The organism is Aquipseudomonas guryensis (assembly GCF_014164785.1).
In the GTDB taxonomy this organism is placed as follows: Bacteria; Pseudomonadota; Gammaproteobacteria; order Pseudomonadales; family Pseudomonadaceae; genus Aquipseudomonas; species Aquipseudomonas guryensis.
In genome coordinates this window covers 610,024-626,036 of the sequence record NZ_JACJFN010000003.1, presented here as the reverse complement: position 1 = coordinate 626,036, position 16,013 = coordinate 610,024, and the positions used below count along the sequence as shown (strand labels likewise).

General features: G+C 65.3%; 14 protein-coding genes. 7 read left to right on the top strand and 7 right to left on the bottom strand.

Annotated elements, in window-relative coordinates; translation table 11 throughout:
- Window positions 1–6: 6 nt before the first annotated feature.
- From H3H45_RS14575 to H3H45_RS14545, 7 genes are all read right to left on the bottom strand, one after another.
- Window positions 7–537, bottom strand: coding sequence for a retropepsin-like aspartic protease family protein (locus tag H3H45_RS14575; RefSeq protein WP_182834460.1), 531 nt, complete (start codon window positions 535–537; stop codon window positions 7–9).
- A complete protein-coding gene (locus H3H45_RS14570) occupies window positions 534–1,517 on the bottom strand; it encodes an esterase-like activity of phytase family protein (protein WP_182834459.1) in 984 nt (327 codons plus the stop codon). Before H3H45_RS14570 ends, H3H45_RS14575 begins: the two co-directional genes overlap by 4 nt.
- Window positions 1,514–3,412 (bottom strand): DNA topoisomerase IV subunit B, encoded by a 1,899-nt coding sequence (gene parE / locus H3H45_RS14565; protein WP_182834458.1) that lies wholly within the window; start codon window positions 3,410–3,412, stop codon window positions 1,514–1,516. Before parE ends, H3H45_RS14570 begins: the two co-directional genes overlap by 4 nt.
- Window positions 3,413–3,476: 64 nt before the next feature.
- A complete protein-coding gene (locus H3H45_RS14560) occupies window positions 3,477–4,082 on the bottom strand; it encodes a YqiA/YcfP family alpha/beta fold hydrolase (protein ID WP_182834457.1) in 606 nt (201 codons plus the stop codon).
- A gap of 88 nt (window positions 4,083–4,170) precedes the next feature.
- On the bottom strand, window positions 4,171–4,986 hold the full coding sequence (cpdA, locus tag H3H45_RS14555) for a 3',5'-cyclic-AMP phosphodiesterase (RefSeq protein WP_182834456.1): 816 nt from the start codon (window positions 4,984–4,986) through the stop codon (window positions 4,171–4,173).
- A 182-nt stretch (window positions 4,987–5,168) separates the two neighbouring features.
- Window positions 5,169–5,621 carry a DUF1249 domain-containing protein gene (locus H3H45_RS14550; RefSeq protein WP_182834455.1) on the bottom strand — a complete coding sequence of 151 codons (453 nt, stop codon included), beginning with the start codon at window positions 5,619–5,621 and terminating at the stop codon, window positions 5,169–5,171.
- Window positions 5,612–6,211 (bottom strand): NUDIX domain-containing protein, encoded by a 600-nt coding sequence (locus H3H45_RS14545; RefSeq protein ID WP_182834454.1) that lies wholly within the window; start codon window positions 6,209–6,211, stop codon window positions 5,612–5,614. The genes H3H45_RS14550 and H3H45_RS14545 overlap by 10 nt, the downstream gene beginning before the upstream one ends.
- A gap of 265 nt (window positions 6,212–6,476) precedes the next feature.
- Here H3H45_RS14545 and H3H45_RS14540 point away from each other — a divergent pair, with 265 nt between their 5' ends.
- The 7 genes from H3H45_RS14540 to H3H45_RS14510 all read left to right on the top strand — a co-directional run bounded on the left by H3H45_RS14540 (window position 6,477) and on the right by H3H45_RS14510 (window position 15,951).
- A complete protein-coding gene (locus tag H3H45_RS14540; RefSeq protein ID WP_182834453.1) occupies window positions 6,477–7,355 on the top strand; it encodes a PAS domain S-box protein in 879 nt (292 codons plus the stop codon).
- 227 nt (window positions 7,356–7,582) lie between these two features.
- Window positions 7,583–9,331: a HesA/MoeB/ThiF family protein gene (locus tag H3H45_RS14535; protein WP_182834452.1), complete on the top strand. Its 1,749-nt coding sequence runs from the start codon at window positions 7,583–7,585 to the stop codon at window positions 9,329–9,331.
- A 2-nt stretch (window positions 9,332–9,333) separates the two neighbouring features.
- Complete coding sequence (locus H3H45_RS14530; protein ID WP_182834451.1) at window positions 9,334–10,548, top strand: acyl-CoA dehydrogenase family protein; 1,215 nt, start codon at window positions 9,334–9,336, stop codon at window positions 10,546–10,548.
- Entirely contained in the window at window positions 10,545–13,076 is a 2,532-nt protein-coding gene (locus tag H3H45_RS14525) for an efflux RND transporter permease subunit (protein WP_182834450.1), read from the top strand. The genes H3H45_RS14530 and H3H45_RS14525 overlap by 4 nt, the downstream gene beginning before the upstream one ends.
- Window positions 13,069–13,956 (top strand): hypothetical protein, encoded by an 888-nt coding sequence (locus tag H3H45_RS14520; protein WP_182834449.1) that lies wholly within the window; start codon window positions 13,069–13,071, stop codon window positions 13,954–13,956. Before H3H45_RS14525 ends, H3H45_RS14520 begins: the two co-directional genes overlap by 8 nt.
- A 10-nt stretch (window positions 13,957–13,966) precedes the next feature.
- Window positions 13,967–14,749 (top strand): outer membrane lipoprotein-sorting protein, encoded by a 783-nt coding sequence (locus H3H45_RS14515; protein WP_182834448.1) that lies wholly within the window; start codon window positions 13,967–13,969, stop codon window positions 14,747–14,749.
- The gene (locus H3H45_RS14510; protein WP_182834447.1) at window positions 14,749–15,951 is read left to right on the top strand and encodes a DUF1302 family protein; all 1,203 of its coding nucleotides are present in this window, start codon (window positions 14,749–14,751) and stop codon (window positions 15,949–15,951) included. Before H3H45_RS14515 ends, H3H45_RS14510 begins: the two co-directional genes overlap by 1 nt.
- The last annotated feature ends 62 nt before the right edge of the window (window positions 15,952–16,013 follow it).

Below are 16,013 nucleotides of genomic sequence, written 5' to 3'. Positions count from 1 at the left end.
TCAGGGTCATTTCAGTGAAGTCGATTGGCGCAGCACCAGGGTGCCGCCCTTTTGAGTGAATTCGAGTTGCTTGAGGGCGCTCATGCCGAGCAGCACCTCGTCGCCGTCCATGCCGGGGGTAATCAGTGCCGCTACATCGTGCAGCTGGATATCGCCCAGTTGCAGGGAGGCCAGGCGGGTGCGCGAGCCGGTCACCGTGCCGTTGGCGGTGCGGATCTGCACCGGCGCGCCGGGCTCCAGGCGCAGCTGGGTGGCCAGCTCTGCGGGGATCGCCACGGCCGTCGCGCCGGTGTCGAGGAGGAAGGTCAGCGTCTGGCCGTTGATCTTGCCGTCCAGCAGGTAGTGACCGCCACGGCCGCTGGCCAGGCGCACCTCTATGTAACCATCGCCATGCAGTGACTGCGGGGCGCGGTTGGGGTTGGCGCGCTGGTCTTCCCAGTTGCCGAACCAGTAGGTGGCCAGCGCCAGGGCGAAGATCCAGGCGAAGATCAACATGATGCGCCCGGCGCGCTGGCCGGCTGGTCGCTCTTCGCTCATGGCGCGCTCCAGCCGTCTTTGGGCGCGGCAAACTGCCAGAGCAGCGGCCGGCTTTCGCCGTCGCCGCGAGCCTTGCCGTCGTTATCCAGGCCGACCCAGGCGCTGCTGTCGTCCAGCCACAGGGCTTCCGCGGCGCCATAAGGCTGCGGGTAGCGGCGTGCTTCGGTCAGGGCTGCGGCGGCGAACGACCAGCACTTTTCCGCCTGGCCATCGTTGGGGTTGCGCCGGCAGATGCGATGGGCGCCGCGTTCCAGGCTGAACAGCTGGCCATTGAACAGGTGCAGGTCGCTGAAGTCGACGGGCAGCGACACGCCGGGTTCGACCAGCGAGGGCTGCTGCCCGGCTTCGCTGAGCAGCACGCAGCCGCCGGTGCAGCGCCAGCTGCCATTCAGCCGGTGCAGCACCAGCAGGCCGCGGCGTCCGCGCTCGGCGGCCAGCCACAGGCGCTCGCCGTTGGGCTCGATGGCGAGGCCTTCGAGCAGGGCGTTGTGATGCAGCAGCATGCCACTGGCGCGGGCCTGACGGACCAGGGTGGTGGGCAGCTTGAGCCAGTCGGCACTGCCGCTTGGGCTGATCTGTAGCACCGCAGCATGGGCTTCGCTGAGCAGGTAGCGGTTGCCGGCGCTGTCACAGCTCAGGCCTTCGAAGTCCAGGTTGCCGCCGCGCAGCAAGCCAGCCGCCCAGGTGCGCGCGCGCAGGCCCCAGGGCAGGCTGCTGGTGGGTGGCGGTGGGGCGTTGAAGGTCTCGGCCTGGGCTTGCCAGACCTCACCTTGCTGCTGCAGGCGATACAGGCGGTCGTCCTCGCGGTCGGAAACGGCCAGCCACTCGTCGCCGCAGCGGGCCAGGCCGGACAGATGACAGCCGCTCAGGCCTTCTAGCGGATGCTCGGCAAGCAATTCCAGCTCGCCCAGCGCAGGCACTGTGGCTGCACTGAGCGAGGTGCTCAGCAGCAGGCCGAGCAGGGCGCCGCTCAGTCTCACACCAGAACCTCGGCCAGGTTGCCTTTGGCTTCCAGCCAGCTCTTGCGGTCGCCGGCGCGTTTCTTCGCCAGCAGCATGTCCATGATCTCCAGCGTGCCCTCGAAGTCTTCCAGGGTCAGCTGCACCAGGCGCCGGGTGTTGGGGTCCATGGTGGTTTCGCGCAGTTGCGGCGGGTTCATCTCACCCAGGCCCTTGAATCGAGTGACCTGCGGCTTGCCGCGGCGCTTCTCGGCGACCAGGCGGTCGAGGATGCCGTCGCGTTCGGCGTCGTCCAGGGCGTAGAAGATTTCCTTGCCCAGATCGATGCGGTACAGCGGCGGCATGGCGACGTAGACGTGGCCGGCATCCACCAGCGGGCGGAAGTGACGCACGAACAGGGCGCAGATCAGCGTGGCGATGTGCAGGCCGTCGGAGTCGGCGTCGGCGAGGATACAGACCTTGCCGTAGCGCAGTTCGCCGAGGTCGTTTGAGCCCGGGTCGACGCCGATGGCCACGGCGATGTTGTGCACTTCCTGGCTGGCCAGCACTTCGCCGCCGTCGACTTCCCAGGTGTTGAGGATCTTGCCGCGCAACGGCAGGATTGCCTGGAATTCCTTGTCGCGCGCCTGCTTGGCCGAGCCGCCGGCGGAGTCACCCTCGACCAGGAACAGTTCGGAGCGCATCGGGTCCTGGCCGGCACAATCGGCCAGCTTGCCGGGCAGTGCCGGGCCCTGGGTGATCTTCTTGCGCTCGACCTTCTTGCCGGCCTTGAGGCGGCGGTTGGCGTTGCTGATGGCCAGCTCGGCGAGCTGCTGGCCGAGCTCGGGGTGGCCGTTGAGCCACAGGCTGAAGGCATCCTTGACCACGCCGGAAACGAAGGCCGCGGCCTCGCGCGACGACAGGCGTTCCTTGGTCTGCCCGGAAAACTGCGCATCCTGCATCTTCATCGAGAGGACGAAGGCGATGCGTTCCCAGATATCTTCCGGGGCCAGCTTGACCCCGCGCGGCAGCAGGTTACGGAACTCGCAGAACTCGCGCATGGCATCCAGCAGGCCCTGGCGCAGGCCATTGACGTGGGTGCCGCCCTGGGCGGTGGGGATCAGGTTGACGTAGCTTTCCTGCACTGCGTCGCCGCCTTCCGGCAGCCACAGCAGGGCCCAGTCCACCGCCTCTTTATTACCGGCCAGGCTGCCGACGAAGGGCTCCTCGGGCAGGCGCTGGAATTCACTGACGGCATCCACCAGGTAGGAACGCAGGCCGTCTTCATACAGCCACTCGACTTTTTCGCCACTGGCCTTGTCCTCGAAGCTCACGGCCAGGCCGGGGCAGAGCACGGCCTTGGCTTTCAGTACGTGCTTGAGGCGGCTGACCGAGAACTTGTGCGAGTCGAAGTACTTGGCGTCCGGCCAGAAGTGCACGCTGGTGCCGGTGTTGCGCTTGCCCACCGTGCTGACCACGGCCAGGTCGCTGGCCTTGTAGCCGTCGGCGAAGCTCATCTGGTACTCGTTACCGTCGCGCTTGACGGTGACGATCACCTGGGTCGACAGCGCGTTGACCACCGAGATGCCCACGCCGTGCAGGCCGCCGGAGAACTGGTAGTTCTTGTTGGAGAACTTGCCGCCGGCATGCAGCTTGGTGAGGATCAGCTCGACGCCGGGCACGCCTTCTTCCGGGTGGATGTCCACCGGCATGCCGCGGCCGTCGTCGAGCACTTCCAGGGAGTTGTCCTCGTGGAGGATCACCTGGATGGATTTGGCGTGGCCGGCCAGGGCCTCGTCGACGCTGTTGTCGATGACTTCCTGGGCCAGGTGGTTGGGCCGCGAGGTGTCGGTGTACATGCCCGGGCGCTTGCGCACCGGGTCGAGGCCGGAGAGGACTTCGATGGCATCGGCGTTGTAGGAGTTCTGCTGGGCCATGGGGTCTCTTGTCGTCAGTTGATCTGGGCGCTGGACGGGCTGCGCTGTGGCAGCCCCGCGGGGCTCAAAGGGTGGAAAAGTCGAAATCTTGCCAGATTGCCGGGCTGAAACCAGCCAGTTCGAGGATTTCCGGCAGACGGCCGGCAAAACCCTGGTAGCTGTGGTCGCCACCTTCCTGGATATCCATGCTGCAACCCTGGTAGTAGGTTTCGGCCTGGCGGTAGTCGAGGGTCTCGTCGGCCGTCTGCAGCCACACGCGATAGCGTTGGGCGTCCTGCGGTGGTGGCACTTCCAGCTCGGCCAGAGCCTGTACATGGTCGTGGGTCAGCAGCCAGGTTTCACCACTGTAGTGATTGGTCTGCTCGACTTCGCGGCCGCCGAACAGCTGGTGCGGGCGCACCGCCGGGTTGATCAGCAGGGCGCTCAGGTCGTGCTGCTGGGCCAGGTAGGTGGCGTAGTAGCCGCCCAGCGAACTGCCCACCAGCAGCGGCCGGCCCAGTTCGGCGATGGCCGCCTGCAGCTGGGCCATGGCCTGGCGCGGGTGGTGGTGCAGGGCCGGTACGCGCAGGTGCTGGGCGATCCCGCCGTGTTCGGCGACCCGCAGCAGCTGGCTGGCCTTGGTCGAGGCCGGTGAGCTGTTGAGGCCGTGGATATAAATGATGCTGGTCATGGGGAGGGGAGGCTACAAGCTGAAAGCTTCAGGCTGCAAGCGGAGTTGCCCCCGGTATACAGCTTATTGCGTGCGGTTCTGGCGTGGCTCAATAGCCTTTGACGCTGTAATCCACTTCGAAGTGAATGCCGGTGACCCGTGATACGCCGGTTTCCAGGCGGCCATCGGCATGCAGGCGCAGCCAGCGGTAGCCGGGGGCCGTGGTGTCGACCTGGAATTCCTCGCTGCCGGGGGCGAACTGCACGCAGGTGGACGGCGAGGCGAGCAGGCGTACGCCGTCACGCTGCTGATCGAACTCCTGGTGGATATGCCCCCAGAGGATCGCCTTGACCTGCGGCGCCTTGGCCAGCACGGCAAACAGGGCATCGGGGTTACGCAGGCCGATCGGTTCCATCCAGTTGCAGCCGATGGACACCGGGTGATGGTGGAAGCACACCAGATGGTGGCGTTCGGGCGCAGAGTTGAGCGATTGCTCCAGCAGTTCGAGCTGGTCGTCGCCGAGGAAACCGGGCACCGCGCCGGGAATCGAGGAGTCGAGCAGGGTGATGCGCCAGTTGCCGAGGTCGAGGATCGGCTCCAGTCGATCGCTGTCCTTGCAGGCGGCGCGCATGCTCGGTAGCTCATCGTGGTTGCCGGCGAACCAGCGGGCCTTTGCCGCAACCGGATCGGTCAGCTCGCGAAAGCGCTGGTAGGACGCCAGCGAGCCATCCTGCGACAGATCGCCGGAGGCCAGCATCAGGTCGATGCGCGGCTGTTCTTCGAGTGCGCGCTCGATGACCCGCTGCAGGCTGTCGCAGGTGTTCATGCCAAGCAGCTTGCCGTCTTCTTCGGCAAACAGATGACTGTCGGAGAGCTGAACGATCAGCACCGATGGGTCATGGGCAGGGGAAACGGGGCGCGACAAGGTGCGACTCCTGAACAGGTTCTCAGGATTATGGTGGCTGAAATGCGATTCGGTAAACCCGGCAAACGTGAACGGGTCACATTTGCCACGTTTGGCGGGCGTTTCTGCGGCGAAAGCCGGGGTGTTCGAGGGATTTCAGGCTGGAAATTGATCGCTGTGCGGCTGTGGGTGGGGGACGCCTGCTAGCGCACGCTGGCCAATTCATGGCCACAGGCCATGCAGTGGCTGAGCCACTCACCGAGGAACAGGTTGAGCTGGGTCTTCTCGTCCGGCTGGTGCATGGCGGCGTTCGGGTAGCTGTAGATGCTGCGAAAACGCCGGGCATTCTCCGCGCTGACCACTTCGGCCATGCGCGCGTCGTGGTAGACCCGTACCTCCAGCTTGGGCACCGGCAGCCACGGCAGGCTGTGTTCCTGGCGCACCTGCAGGGTGGTGGTGTAGGGGCAGGCTTCCAGCACCTGCAGCACCAGCACGCCGAGCAATTGGTCGCCCTGGCTCAGGGCGACGCGGCGCTCGCCCTGCGCCGCCCGCATGTCCGGCAGCAGGCGCAGCAGGCGCGCGTAGTTGGCTTCGCAAGCGGCCTGCAGTTCGACCAGGTCGACCCGGTAACGCTCGCGCAGCAGGTTCATGACCATAGCCCCCGCACTTCCGCGCGGTTCAGCGCCAGCCATTGCAGGGCGATGATGCTGGCGGCGTTGTTGATGCGCCCGTCCTTGACCGCTTGCAGGGCATCTTCCAGCGGCCAGACATGCACGCGGATGTCCTCGCCTTCTTCGGGCAGGCCATGCACGCCGCCCGCACCCTGGCTGTCACAGCGCCCGACGTACAGGTAGACGCGCTCGTCAGAACCGCCGGGTGATGGGTAGTAAGTGGTGATCGGCCACAGCGCGCCGAGGGTCAGGTCGGCTTCCTCGATCGCTTCGCGGCGGGCCACCTCTTCCGGCTCCTCGTCCTTGTCGATCAGCCCGGCCACCAGCTCCAGCAGCCAGGGGTTGGCGCTCTTGTCCATGGCGCCGACGCGGAACTGCTCGATCAGCACCACACTGTCGCGTTGCGGATCATAGGGCAGCACGCACACGGCGTCGTGGCGCACGAACAGCTCGCGACTGAGCTGCGGGCCCATGCCGCCGGCGAACTGGCGGTGGCGCAGATGCAGGCGGTCCAGGCGGTAGAAGCCCTTGAAGCAGGTCTCGCGCTGGAGTACCTCGACATCGGCATGTGACATGCAGTTCCCCCTCGTGGCAGGGCTCGGCCCTGCAGAAAATCCAGCCGCCAGCGGCGGGCTATGGGTGAATGTGCGCGCGGCAGCCGCGCTTTGGCAAGGCCTGCCGCTGCGACTCGGCGCTGTCGCTTTCAGGCCATTCAAGCAAGACAGTGTGACGTCGATATTCCGTGCCGTTCGGCATTTATCGGAAATAGCAGACTTTTTCATGGACTGCCGCTGAGTATACTCGGGGCCGTCGGTATCGATTTCAACAGGGAGGTAGGGAATGCGCGCTGCAGAGCTGATCGATCTGCTCCGGCAATATGATCCGGACACGGATATCCCGGTGGCCTATACCGACGCCGAATTCGGCGCAGAGCCGCAATTGCAGGTGGCCAGCTGCTACAGCACTGGCGACACCCGCTGCTACCAGAACCTGGTGGAGCAGGCACAGGAGGGGCTGGTGGTCCTCGATCCTTCCGGTCGCATCACCTACATGAACCCCTTCATGCAGCACTTCCTCGGCTACTCGCCGGCCGAGGCCCTAGGCCGACCGCTGGCCCAGGTCATCTCCGCCGACCTGGTCGAGGTAGTCCTGATGCAGCGCCGCCAGGGCCCGTCGGCCGAGCGCTATCCCATGCGTATCCAGGCCAGCGACGGCCAGGTGCGCTGGGTACAGATGAGTGCGGCGCCGATTCCCAGCGTCGACGGCCGCGACCGTGGCAGCCTGCTGACCATCACCGACATCTCCCACCGCGAGAGCCATGCCGGCAAGCTCGGCGACCAGGAGAGCCTGGGGCAGAAGGTCTGGCGTATCTCCGAGCAGCTAGACAGCCTCAAATCCCTGCGCATGAACCTGCTGGCCGAGTTCGAGGCCCTGCAGGACTCGCCGCGCATCGCCGCCACGCCCTACTGGCACCAGCAGCGCTACCTCTATCTGGTGCGCCCGCAGAAGGGCGGCAAACGCGTGCGCGAGTACATCGGCGCGCAGCCGGAGCGGATCAGCGAGGCCCTGGCCGCCGTGCGCCGCGAACAGCGTTACCAGGAAGTCTGTCGTGAGCTGCACGACATCGAGGAAAAAATCCGCACGTCCACCTTCAAGCTCGACAGCTTCCTCTGGGAGCTGACAACGGTGCCGGATAACCTGCACAAACTCGTAGGCTAGAGCCTTCGCGAGCACTTTTTTCGATGACGATTGCATGACAGGCCGCCCCATTACGGGGCGGTTGTCGTTTGTGTACCTCCAATATCTGTGATCACAGATAAAAATATCAATAAAAACATATGGTTAGATGGTTTTGTCGTTAATGGCAGCGGAGGCTTTTTGCTCCTTGTTGTGCCATTAAAGCGCTGAATAGGATGCCCGCCTCCCTTACTGCGCAGGACGCCACAATGAGTCACCCACTTCCCCCCCTGGATCACGATCAGTTTTATCGCGAACTTACCCTGCGTAACGCCGGGTTCATCAGCACAGACGAGCAGTGTGGCCTGCGCGAGGCGGTGATCCTCATCGCCGGTTGCGGTTCCACCGGCGGCAGCGTGATCGAGCTGCTGGTGCGTAGCGGCGCCGAGCACCTGATCCTGGCCGACAACGGCAGCTATGAGCTGAACAACGCCAACCGGCAGAACATGGTGATCAGCGATATCGGCCGAACCAAGGTCGAGGTGTTTGCCGAGCGCGTACGCCAGATCAACCCCTACATCAAGCTGGAGCTGCACAGCCACGGCGTGACGCCGGACAACGTCGAAGCCATGGTCGCCCAGGCCGACGTGGTAGTGGACGCCATTGATGTCACCGGCCGCTCCGGCCTGGAAATGAAGTACCTGCTGCACCGCGTCTGTCAGCGCCAGTACAAGCCGGTGGTGTGCGGCTACGACATGGCCGCCGCGCAGTACATCCCGGTGTTCGACTACCGCAACCCGGATCTGGCGGTGCTGGATAACCAGCTGAGCGCCGAGCAGGTGGCCACTCTCGATCCGATGCAGGCCTGCTCCTATCTGATCCCGGTGGAGTGCGTGCCGCTGGACATGTACGCCGAGCTGGACCGCCACCTGGCCGGCAAGGACTACACCTCGCAGCTGGGCATCGCCGCCCACCTGTTCGGCACCCTGGCCACCGCACTGATCATCGATCTGCTCAATGGTCGCGCGGTACGTGAGACCATTTATGTCGACGTCTGGGAGCTGACCCGGCGCCGTGATGCCCAGGCCGAGCGCGAGCACCAGCGTCTGCTGGAGCAGGGCCGTCAGGCCCTGGCGCAGTGGCGCCAGCTGCCGCCGGAGCGGCCCGATGCGTTCTTCCTCGAGCGCTCGGTGAAGCACTACCAGGCGCCCCTGCTGGGCGGCCTGCGCAGCTACCAGCAGTTCTGCATCGACCGCCGCGCCGGCATCGCCACCTACGCGATTCCCAACTATCAATTGGACAACAACCTGACTCGTCAGCTGCTGCGTTTCGCCTTCGTCCACTACGCCAAGGTCGGCTTCATCAATCCGCTGGTGGCTTCCAGCCGCCAGTTGCACGCCGAGCCACTGGAACACCTGGCTCAGGAGGATGTGCATATCGTCCTGGTGCGCGAGAGCGACCAACAGCTACTGGCTTATTCCACGCTCAAGGCGCCGATTGCCCGCGGCAAGCGCTTCGACGACGCGCAGCGCCCGGCCTTCGGCGTGGAGACCGCCTTCGGTCGCGATCTCTATGCGCAGATCACCGAGCTGCAGGAGTTGCCGGTGGAGCAGGTGCGCGAGATTGGTCGGGTGACCAAGGCGCAGATCGGTGATCCGCTGCTGGAGGCCAAGGCCGGCATGCTGCTGCTCAGCGCCTACGGCAAGCTGCTGTGCAGGTCCGACAGCGGTGTGGCCGCGATGGTCGGCGACGGTGAGCGCCAGGTCACCCTGCGCAACCTGAGTTTCTTCGGCTTCCGCCCGCAGGTGATGCCGGCACGCGACGCCAGCATTCCGGCCGAGCACCTCTACGCCAACCGCTACCAGGGCCGCGAGGTGCATCCCTTCTGGCTGCGCCTGGACGCCATCGACCATGAGCGCGTAGCGCAGATCGAGGCTCTGATTGAGCTCGAAGGCGACGAATTCCTTTCCCAGCTGCGCGCCGCCAAGCAGCAGAACACTCTGCACATAGGAGCATGAACATGAACGGTATCTGGAACGAACAACAGCAAGACATCCGCGCCCACTACCTGACCGTCGGCCGCGAGCTGGTGCGCCCCACATCCTCCCTGCGTGATCGCGAACTGGGCTTCGACCGCGAACTGTGGCGGGCCCTGGGCAGCAGCGGCCTGTTCGGCGTACACATGCCCAAGCAGTACGGTGGCCAGGGCCTCGGCATCTGGGAGTTCTCCGCCGCACTGGAAGGCTTCTCCGAGGGCTGCCAGGACATGGGCGTGCTGGTCTCCTTCGTTGCCCAGGTGGCCCTGGTGCAGGCGGCGCTGATCAGCTACGGCACCGAGGAACAACTGCAGCGCTGGCTGCCACCGCTGATCAGTGGCGAGAAAATCGGCTGCTTCGCCATCACCGAACAAGGCTGCGGCTCCGATGTGCGTTCGCTGAAGCTGGCGGCACGCCGCGATGGCAGTGGCTACCGCCTCAACGGGATGAAGTGGAACATCACCAACGCCCCGGTGGCAGATATCTGCATGACCTTCGCGCGTCTCGAAGAGGGTGGTGCCAACGCCATCTCCTGCTTCATCACCGAGACCGCCAAGCCAGGGCTTACCCAGTCCACACCGTTCGAGCTGATGGGCAACCGCGGCACGCCGATCGGCAGCCTGAGCTTCGACGAAGTGGCGCTGGACGCCGCCAGCCTGGTCGGCATCGAGGGCCAGGGCCTACGCGTGCTGTATTTCGGCTTCCTGGTCGAGCGCATCTTCACCGGCGTGTCCATCGTCGGCTGCATGCAGCCGGTGATCGACGAGTGCCTGCAGTACAGCCTCAAGCGCGAGGCCTTCGGTCGGCCGATCAGCGACAACCAGTATGTGCAGGGCCACATCGTCCAGGCCTACACCCAGCTGGAGCTGCTGCGCAGCGTGGTCGGCCGCGGCCTGACCGAACTGGAGCAGGGCCGCGACTGCTCGACCCTGGCCTCGATCATCAAGGTGCTGGCCAGCGAGTCGATGCACGAGGCCTGCCTGAATGCCATGCGCATCCACGGCAACTACGGCTACCGCCGCGATCACCACTACGAACGCCTGCTGCGCGACTCCATCGGCCTGTTCTTCGCCGGCGGCACTAGCGAAATCCACAAGACGGTGATCTGGGCCAACCTGGTGGCCGAGGCGCAGAACCGCAGCAAGGCCAAGGACGACCTGCGCCTGGACGCCTATACCGGCGAAGGAGCGGCGGCATGAAGGCGCGCGCCAACGCACTGCTGTCCTGGATGCTGCATCGGCCCTGGCTGATGCTCGCCGTCCTGCTGCTGATCACCGCCTCGGCGGTGGTCGCGATGGGTCGCCTGGAGATCAACAGCACCCCCTACATGATCGACAAGAACCACCCCAGCCGGGTGGCCGACAGCGATACCAAGCGGCTGTTTTCCAACACCGGCGAACAGGCCATCATTGCCCTGGAAAACCCTCAGGGCAATATCTTCAACCCTGCCAGCCTCAAGTTGGTCGCCGAGCTGACCCGGGCTTTCCAGGCCATTGACCTGGTGCAGCCCGCCGACAGCGACAAGCTGCAGGCTTTGCGTAGCGACCCGCGCCTGCAGGCCGAGGTCGATGCGATCCTCGCCGGTGGCCTGGAGCCCGCCGATCAGCCGCGCCTGGCCGCGCTGAAGGAGCGCCTGGGCGAGAGCGGCGAACTCAGCCACACCCAGGAAGCCTGGCTGGACAGCCTGCAGACGCGCCTGGTGCCGATCCGTAAGGTACGCAGCCTGGTGACCATCGAGAACATGCTGACTCTGGATGGCGCCCTCGATGTGCATCCGCTGATGCCACAGGCTCCGCAGGACCCGGCCGGGCTCGCCGCCCTGCGTGACGAGGCGCTGGGCAACCCGCTGTTCCTCGAAAGCCTGGTGGCGCGTGACGGCAGCGCCACCACCATCCAGGTCGAATTCAACATCGCCCAGGATGACTCGCCGGCCATGCTGCAGGCCTACCAGGCCATCGTCGCGATCACCGATCAGGTCAAGAGCGACGACCGCATATACCTCAGCGGCCCGCCGATGATCGCCGCGCAAACCGCGTCGAACATGGAACAGGACAACCAGACCCTGCTGCCGGCGGTGCTGCTGGTGATCCTGCTGGTGCTGTTCGTCAGCTTCGGTCGCCTGCAGGGTGTGGTGGCGCCGTTGCTGATCGCCATCTTCAGCCTGATCTGGACCCTCGGTCTGATGGCAGCCTGCGGGGTGAAGCAGAACATCATCACCTCGATCATGCCGGTGTTCATCATCTCCATCGCGGTGTGCGACGCCATCCACTTCCTCGCCGATTACTACCGCAACCTGCCGTCGAACCCGGATCGCCAGGCGCGCATCGACACCGCCTTCAGCGTGATGCAGCAGCTGTTCTGGCCGATGTTCGTGACCTGCATGACCACCCTGGTCGGCTTCTTCTCGCTGGTCTGGACCGACGTCACTTTCATTCGCGAGTTCGGCATCTTCACCGGCTTCGGCATCTTCTTCGCCTGGCTGATCACCATTGTCTTCCTGCCGGCCATCGTCATCCTGTGGAAGGCCGAGCCGCCGCGTCACGGTCTGCTGGTCAGCGACAAACTGGACCGCATGATCGCCCGCCTCGGCCACTTCACCCGTTACGGCAAGAAGCTGGCGCTGGGCATGCTGGTGGCCATCGTGCTGTGTAGCTGGTACGTGGTGGAGAACCTCACCGTCGACAACCAGGTGATCGGCTACTTCGAGGAAGACAGCCGCATCCGTAAGGACGACGCGGCGATCAATGCCAAGTTCGGCGGTACCACGCCGATCAGCGTGATGATCGAGAGCCAGCAGGTCGACGCGTTCAAGGACCCGGCGCTGATTCAGGCCGTGGCCAAGATCCAGGAACATCTGCGCGTGCGCAGTGAAGTCGGCTTCACCTACTCGGTGGCGGATTTCGTCAAGCGCCTGCACCAGGTCACCCAGGACAGTTTCGCCGCCGAGCAGTACCGCCTGCCCGCGGACATCAGCGGGCCACTGTTGGCGCAGTACTTCCTGCTCTATGAGAACGCCAACGGCCGCGACCTGTTCGACGTGGTCGACCGCCGCTTCCAGAGCGGCCGGGTGCTGGCCATCCTGCATACCGACCGCTCCTCGGAGGTCGGCGCAGTGAAGCAGGATGTGCTGGCCTACGCCCAGCAGGTACTGCCGGCGGGCATGACGGTGCGCGTCTCCGGCTACGGCGAAGTGCTGGTGGCCACCACCGATGCGGTGGTCTGGGGGCAGATCAACAGCATCCTGTCGTCGCCCGCGCTGATCGTGGTGATGGTCATGGTCATGTTCCTCTCGATCCGCCTGGGCTTCGTCGCCCTGTTGCCGCTGCTGTTCACCCTGGTCGGCATTAGCGCGCTGATGGCGCTGACCGATACCGACCTGGATATCGGCACCTCGATCATCGCGGCGATCACCTTCGGCATCGGCATCGACTACGCGATCCATGTGATCGCCGCCATGCGCCATAGCCAAGGCACACCGCAGGAGGCCACCCAGTACGCCTTGCTGCATACCGGCAAGCCGATCCTGCTCAACACCCTGGCGCTGGGTCTGGGCTTCCTGGTGCTGTGCCTGTCGGGCTATCAGTCGCTGGTCAATCTGGGCTTGTTCATCGCCCTGACCATGCTGTTCAGCGCGCTGTTCGCCCTGCTGGTGTTGCCGGTGTTTGTCGGTACTCGGCAGGAACCGCTGGCGAGTGATGTTCCGCAGACGGAGCCGGCCAATGCGTAAGCATCTGCTCTGGCTGCTGTGCCTGGCCTTGCCGGCAGGTGCCCAGGACTGGCTGGCGCTGACCCTGTATCCGGGGGGCGACCTGTATCAGGCCGCCCACCTGCAGCAACTGGTGGGCGCCACGCAGAACCTGTGGACGCTGCAGGATGGCGCCGGGCGCACGCCGATTCGCTCCCTGGACAGCCTGGCCAGCACCAATGCGATTGCCGTGCAGGGCGACGATGTGCGCTTTCGCCGGTTGATCGAGACGCGCGAGCTGAGCCCCGCCGGCCTGCAGACCCTGGCCGGGCTGGTCGAGCAGCATCCGCTGCTCGGCCCGCGCCTGGTCACGGCGACGCATGACGCGACGCACTTCTGGCTGCGCCTGGCGCACCCCTACAGCGAGGCCGAGCAGGCCGAGCTGCTGCGCCGCTATGCCAGCCAGCTGGCGGCCGATTTCGGCGGCCAGTGCCGGGTGCAGCCAGACGCCACCGGCGCCTTGCAGGGTCTCAGCCTCAGCGAGTGGCAGATGCAGGCCGAGGGCGCGCAGCCGGAGCCGGTCGCCACCCTGCAACAGCTCGAACGCAGCACCGCGGCGCTGCGTGAGCAGAGCCTGCAGGCCTATTCGGCGGCGGACATCCTGATCTACCTCAAGCGCGTGCTGAATGGCGAAGCCAGCCTGCCGGCCAGTCGCGACGAGGTGGCGCAGCTCTACCTGATCGCTGAGAGCCTGCGCAGCCGCGACCTGCAGGATCTTGCCCGGCCGGACTTGCAGCGCCTCAACCTGGTCGCCCTCGGGCGCGGCCAGATTGCTGCGCCGAGCATTGCCGGTTACCGCATCGAGGGCACGGCCACCTGGTCGTCCAGCCCCACCAGTTACCTGACAGTGGATTGTCGTTAAGGAGTTTTCCATGCGTATGTTTCTCTACAGCCTCGGCCTCGTGCTGAGCCTTCCGGCCCTGGCCGACAGCCTCGATCCGACCGCCATCATGCGCGAGGTGCGCGACCGCGACGAAGGCGCCGACCGCCGCTCGGCGGTGACCCTGGTGCAGACCATGGCCGACGGTTTCGTCCGCGAACGCCAGCTACTGATGCTGGAAAAGGAGTATGGCGAGGAGCGCAAATCCACCCTGTATTTCACCGCACCCAGCGACACCGCCGGCACCGGCATCCTCATGCACAGCTACGCCGAGAGCGCGGCCCGCGAAGACGACCAGTGGCTGTACCTGCCGGCCCTGCGCAAGACCCGGCGCATTGCCACCAACTCCAAGGAAGGTCCGTTCCTCGGCACCGACTTCTCCTTCGCCGACATCGAACGCATGCGCGTCGACGACTACCAGTACCAGTTGCTGCGCGAGGAGACCTACCAGGGCCGCCCGGTGCAGGTGATCGAAGCGACCACCGCCGATGGCCTGGAGAACCCGCGTACCGGCTACAGTCGTCGCCTGGTGTATGTCGACCGTGAGCGCGGGCTGATCCTGCGTGACGAGTTCTTCCGTGGCGGTCGCCAGATCAAGACCTTCGAGGTGCTCGAAGTGGCGCAGATCGAGGGCTTCTGGACGGTCAAGGAGTCGCTGATGAGCAACTTGCTGGAAGGCGGCTCGACCCGCCTGGTGCGCGCCGAGGCCGACTACAACCTCGGTCTGGCCGACCAGAACTTCAGCGAGCGCGCCCTGCGCAACGGGATCCGTTGATGCGTGCAGCGCTTATCGGCCTGCTCGGCCTGGCCAGCTTGCCGCTGGCCGCGGCCACCCTGAGCAATCGTGGCCATCTGGAAGACGGTTATCACCACGACACCACGGGCAGCAGCAGTTCCGGCCATCGCCTCGAAGCCATGTTGGAAAGCCGCGTTAGCGAGGGCAACTGGACCCTCGACAGTGTGCTGCTGGGGCGTTATCGCAGCCAGTACGACGATGCCGGTGGCCGGCTGGAAGAGCGCATGCAGTCTGATCAGGACCTGCGCGAGCTGTATGTCACCTGGGCCGGCGACAGCTGGCAGTGGCGCCTCGGCCAGCAGCAGATCGCCTGGGGCCGCGGCGACTACTTCCGTCTGGTCGACGTGCTCAACCCGCTGGACCTGCGCGAATTCCTCCTGCCCTATATCGACGACTACTCCCTCGGCCGGCAGACCCGGCCGATGGCGGTGGTGGAGGTTTATGGCGACAACCTCGAACAGCAGTTCGTGCTGGCGCCGCGCAGCAAAACCACCCGCTTCGCCCCGGCCGGTGCCGACTTCGCCGTCTCCGGGCAACCGCAAGGCCTGCCCGAGGACGATGAGCACGAGCGCGCGGATATCGGCTGGCGCGGCAAGACCTTCGTTGACGGCACCGACCTGGACTTCTACCTGTTCGATGGCCTGAGTCCCGACCCGCTGTACGTGGTCGAGGAGGGGCGACAGGTCGAGCAGCAGCGGCGGCGCAGCCTGGTCGGCGCTTCCTTCGCCCGCCCGGCGGGCGACTGGGTGGTGCGTGGCGACCTGGTGCACCTGTTCCACGAACCCTTGCAGACCCCAACGGGTGCTGACAACGTGCCCAAGTCGGCGGCGCTGCTTGGCCTCGACATGACCCGCAACGAGTGGACGGTGAACTTGCAGGCCACGGTCAGCCATCGCCACGACGCGCCGTCCAGCCTGCAACAGACCAACACCTGGGAAGCTTCGGCGGCCGTGCTCAAGGACTGGTCCAAGCAGCGCCTGAATGCTGGGCTGCTGTGGCTGTACAACCACGACACGCAGAGTAGCCACATGGTCAAGGCTAACCTCGGCTATCGGCCATGGAACCAGTGGTATGTCGAGACCGGATTCATTGGCTTCAGCGGTGGCGAGCGTACCCAGTACGGCCAATTCGATCAGCGTGATCGGGTCTATCTGCAGGTGCGGCGCGACTTCAGCTTCTGAGCTGCCACATAGTGCGGGCAATCATCCCCTTCCTGTTTCGGTAGGGGAAAGCTGTCGGGCTT

Excerpts from the sequence above, each read along its gene's own strand:
- parE (WP_182834458.1), bottom strand. The coding sequence starts at position 3,412 with ATGGCCCAGCAGAACTCCTACAACGCCGATGCCATCGAAGTCCTCTCC.
- H3H45_RS14545 (WP_182834454.1), bottom strand. The coding sequence starts at position 6,211 with ATGTCACATGCCGATGTCGAGGTACTCCAGCGCGAGACCTGCTTCAAG.
- H3H45_RS14515 (WP_182834448.1), top strand. The coding sequence starts at position 13,967 with ATGCGTATGTTTCTCTACAGCCTCGGCCTCGTGCTGAGCCTTCCGGCC.
- H3H45_RS14510 (WP_182834447.1), top strand. The coding sequence starts at position 14,749 with ATGCGTGCAGCGCTTATCGGCCTGCTCGGCCTGGCCAGCTTGCCGCTG.
- H3H45_RS14575 (WP_182834460.1), bottom strand. The coding sequence starts at position 537 with ATGAGCGAAGAGCGACCAGCCGGCCAGCGCGCCGGGCGCATCATGTTG.
- H3H45_RS14560 (WP_182834457.1), bottom strand. The coding sequence starts at position 4,082 with ATGACCAGCATCATTTATATCCACGGCCTCAACAGCTCACCGGCCTCG.
- H3H45_RS14525 (WP_182834450.1), top strand. The coding sequence starts at position 10,545 with ATGAAGGCGCGCGCCAACGCACTGCTGTCCTGGATGCTGCATCGGCCC.
- H3H45_RS14540 (WP_182834453.1), top strand. The coding sequence starts at position 6,477 with ATGCGCGCTGCAGAGCTGATCGATCTGCTCCGGCAATATGATCCGGAC.
- H3H45_RS14530 (WP_182834451.1), top strand. The coding sequence starts at position 9,334 with ATGAACGGTATCTGGAACGAACAACAGCAAGACATCCGCGCCCACTAC.
- H3H45_RS14535 (WP_182834452.1), top strand. The coding sequence starts at position 7,583 with ATGAGTCACCCACTTCCCCCCCTGGATCACGATCAGTTTTATCGCGAA.
- H3H45_RS14550 (WP_182834455.1), bottom strand. The coding sequence starts at position 5,621 with ATGGTCATGAACCTGCTGCGCGAGCGTTACCGGGTCGACCTGGTCGAA.
- H3H45_RS14520 (WP_182834449.1), top strand. The coding sequence starts at position 13,069 with ATGCGTAAGCATCTGCTCTGGCTGCTGTGCCTGGCCTTGCCGGCAGGT.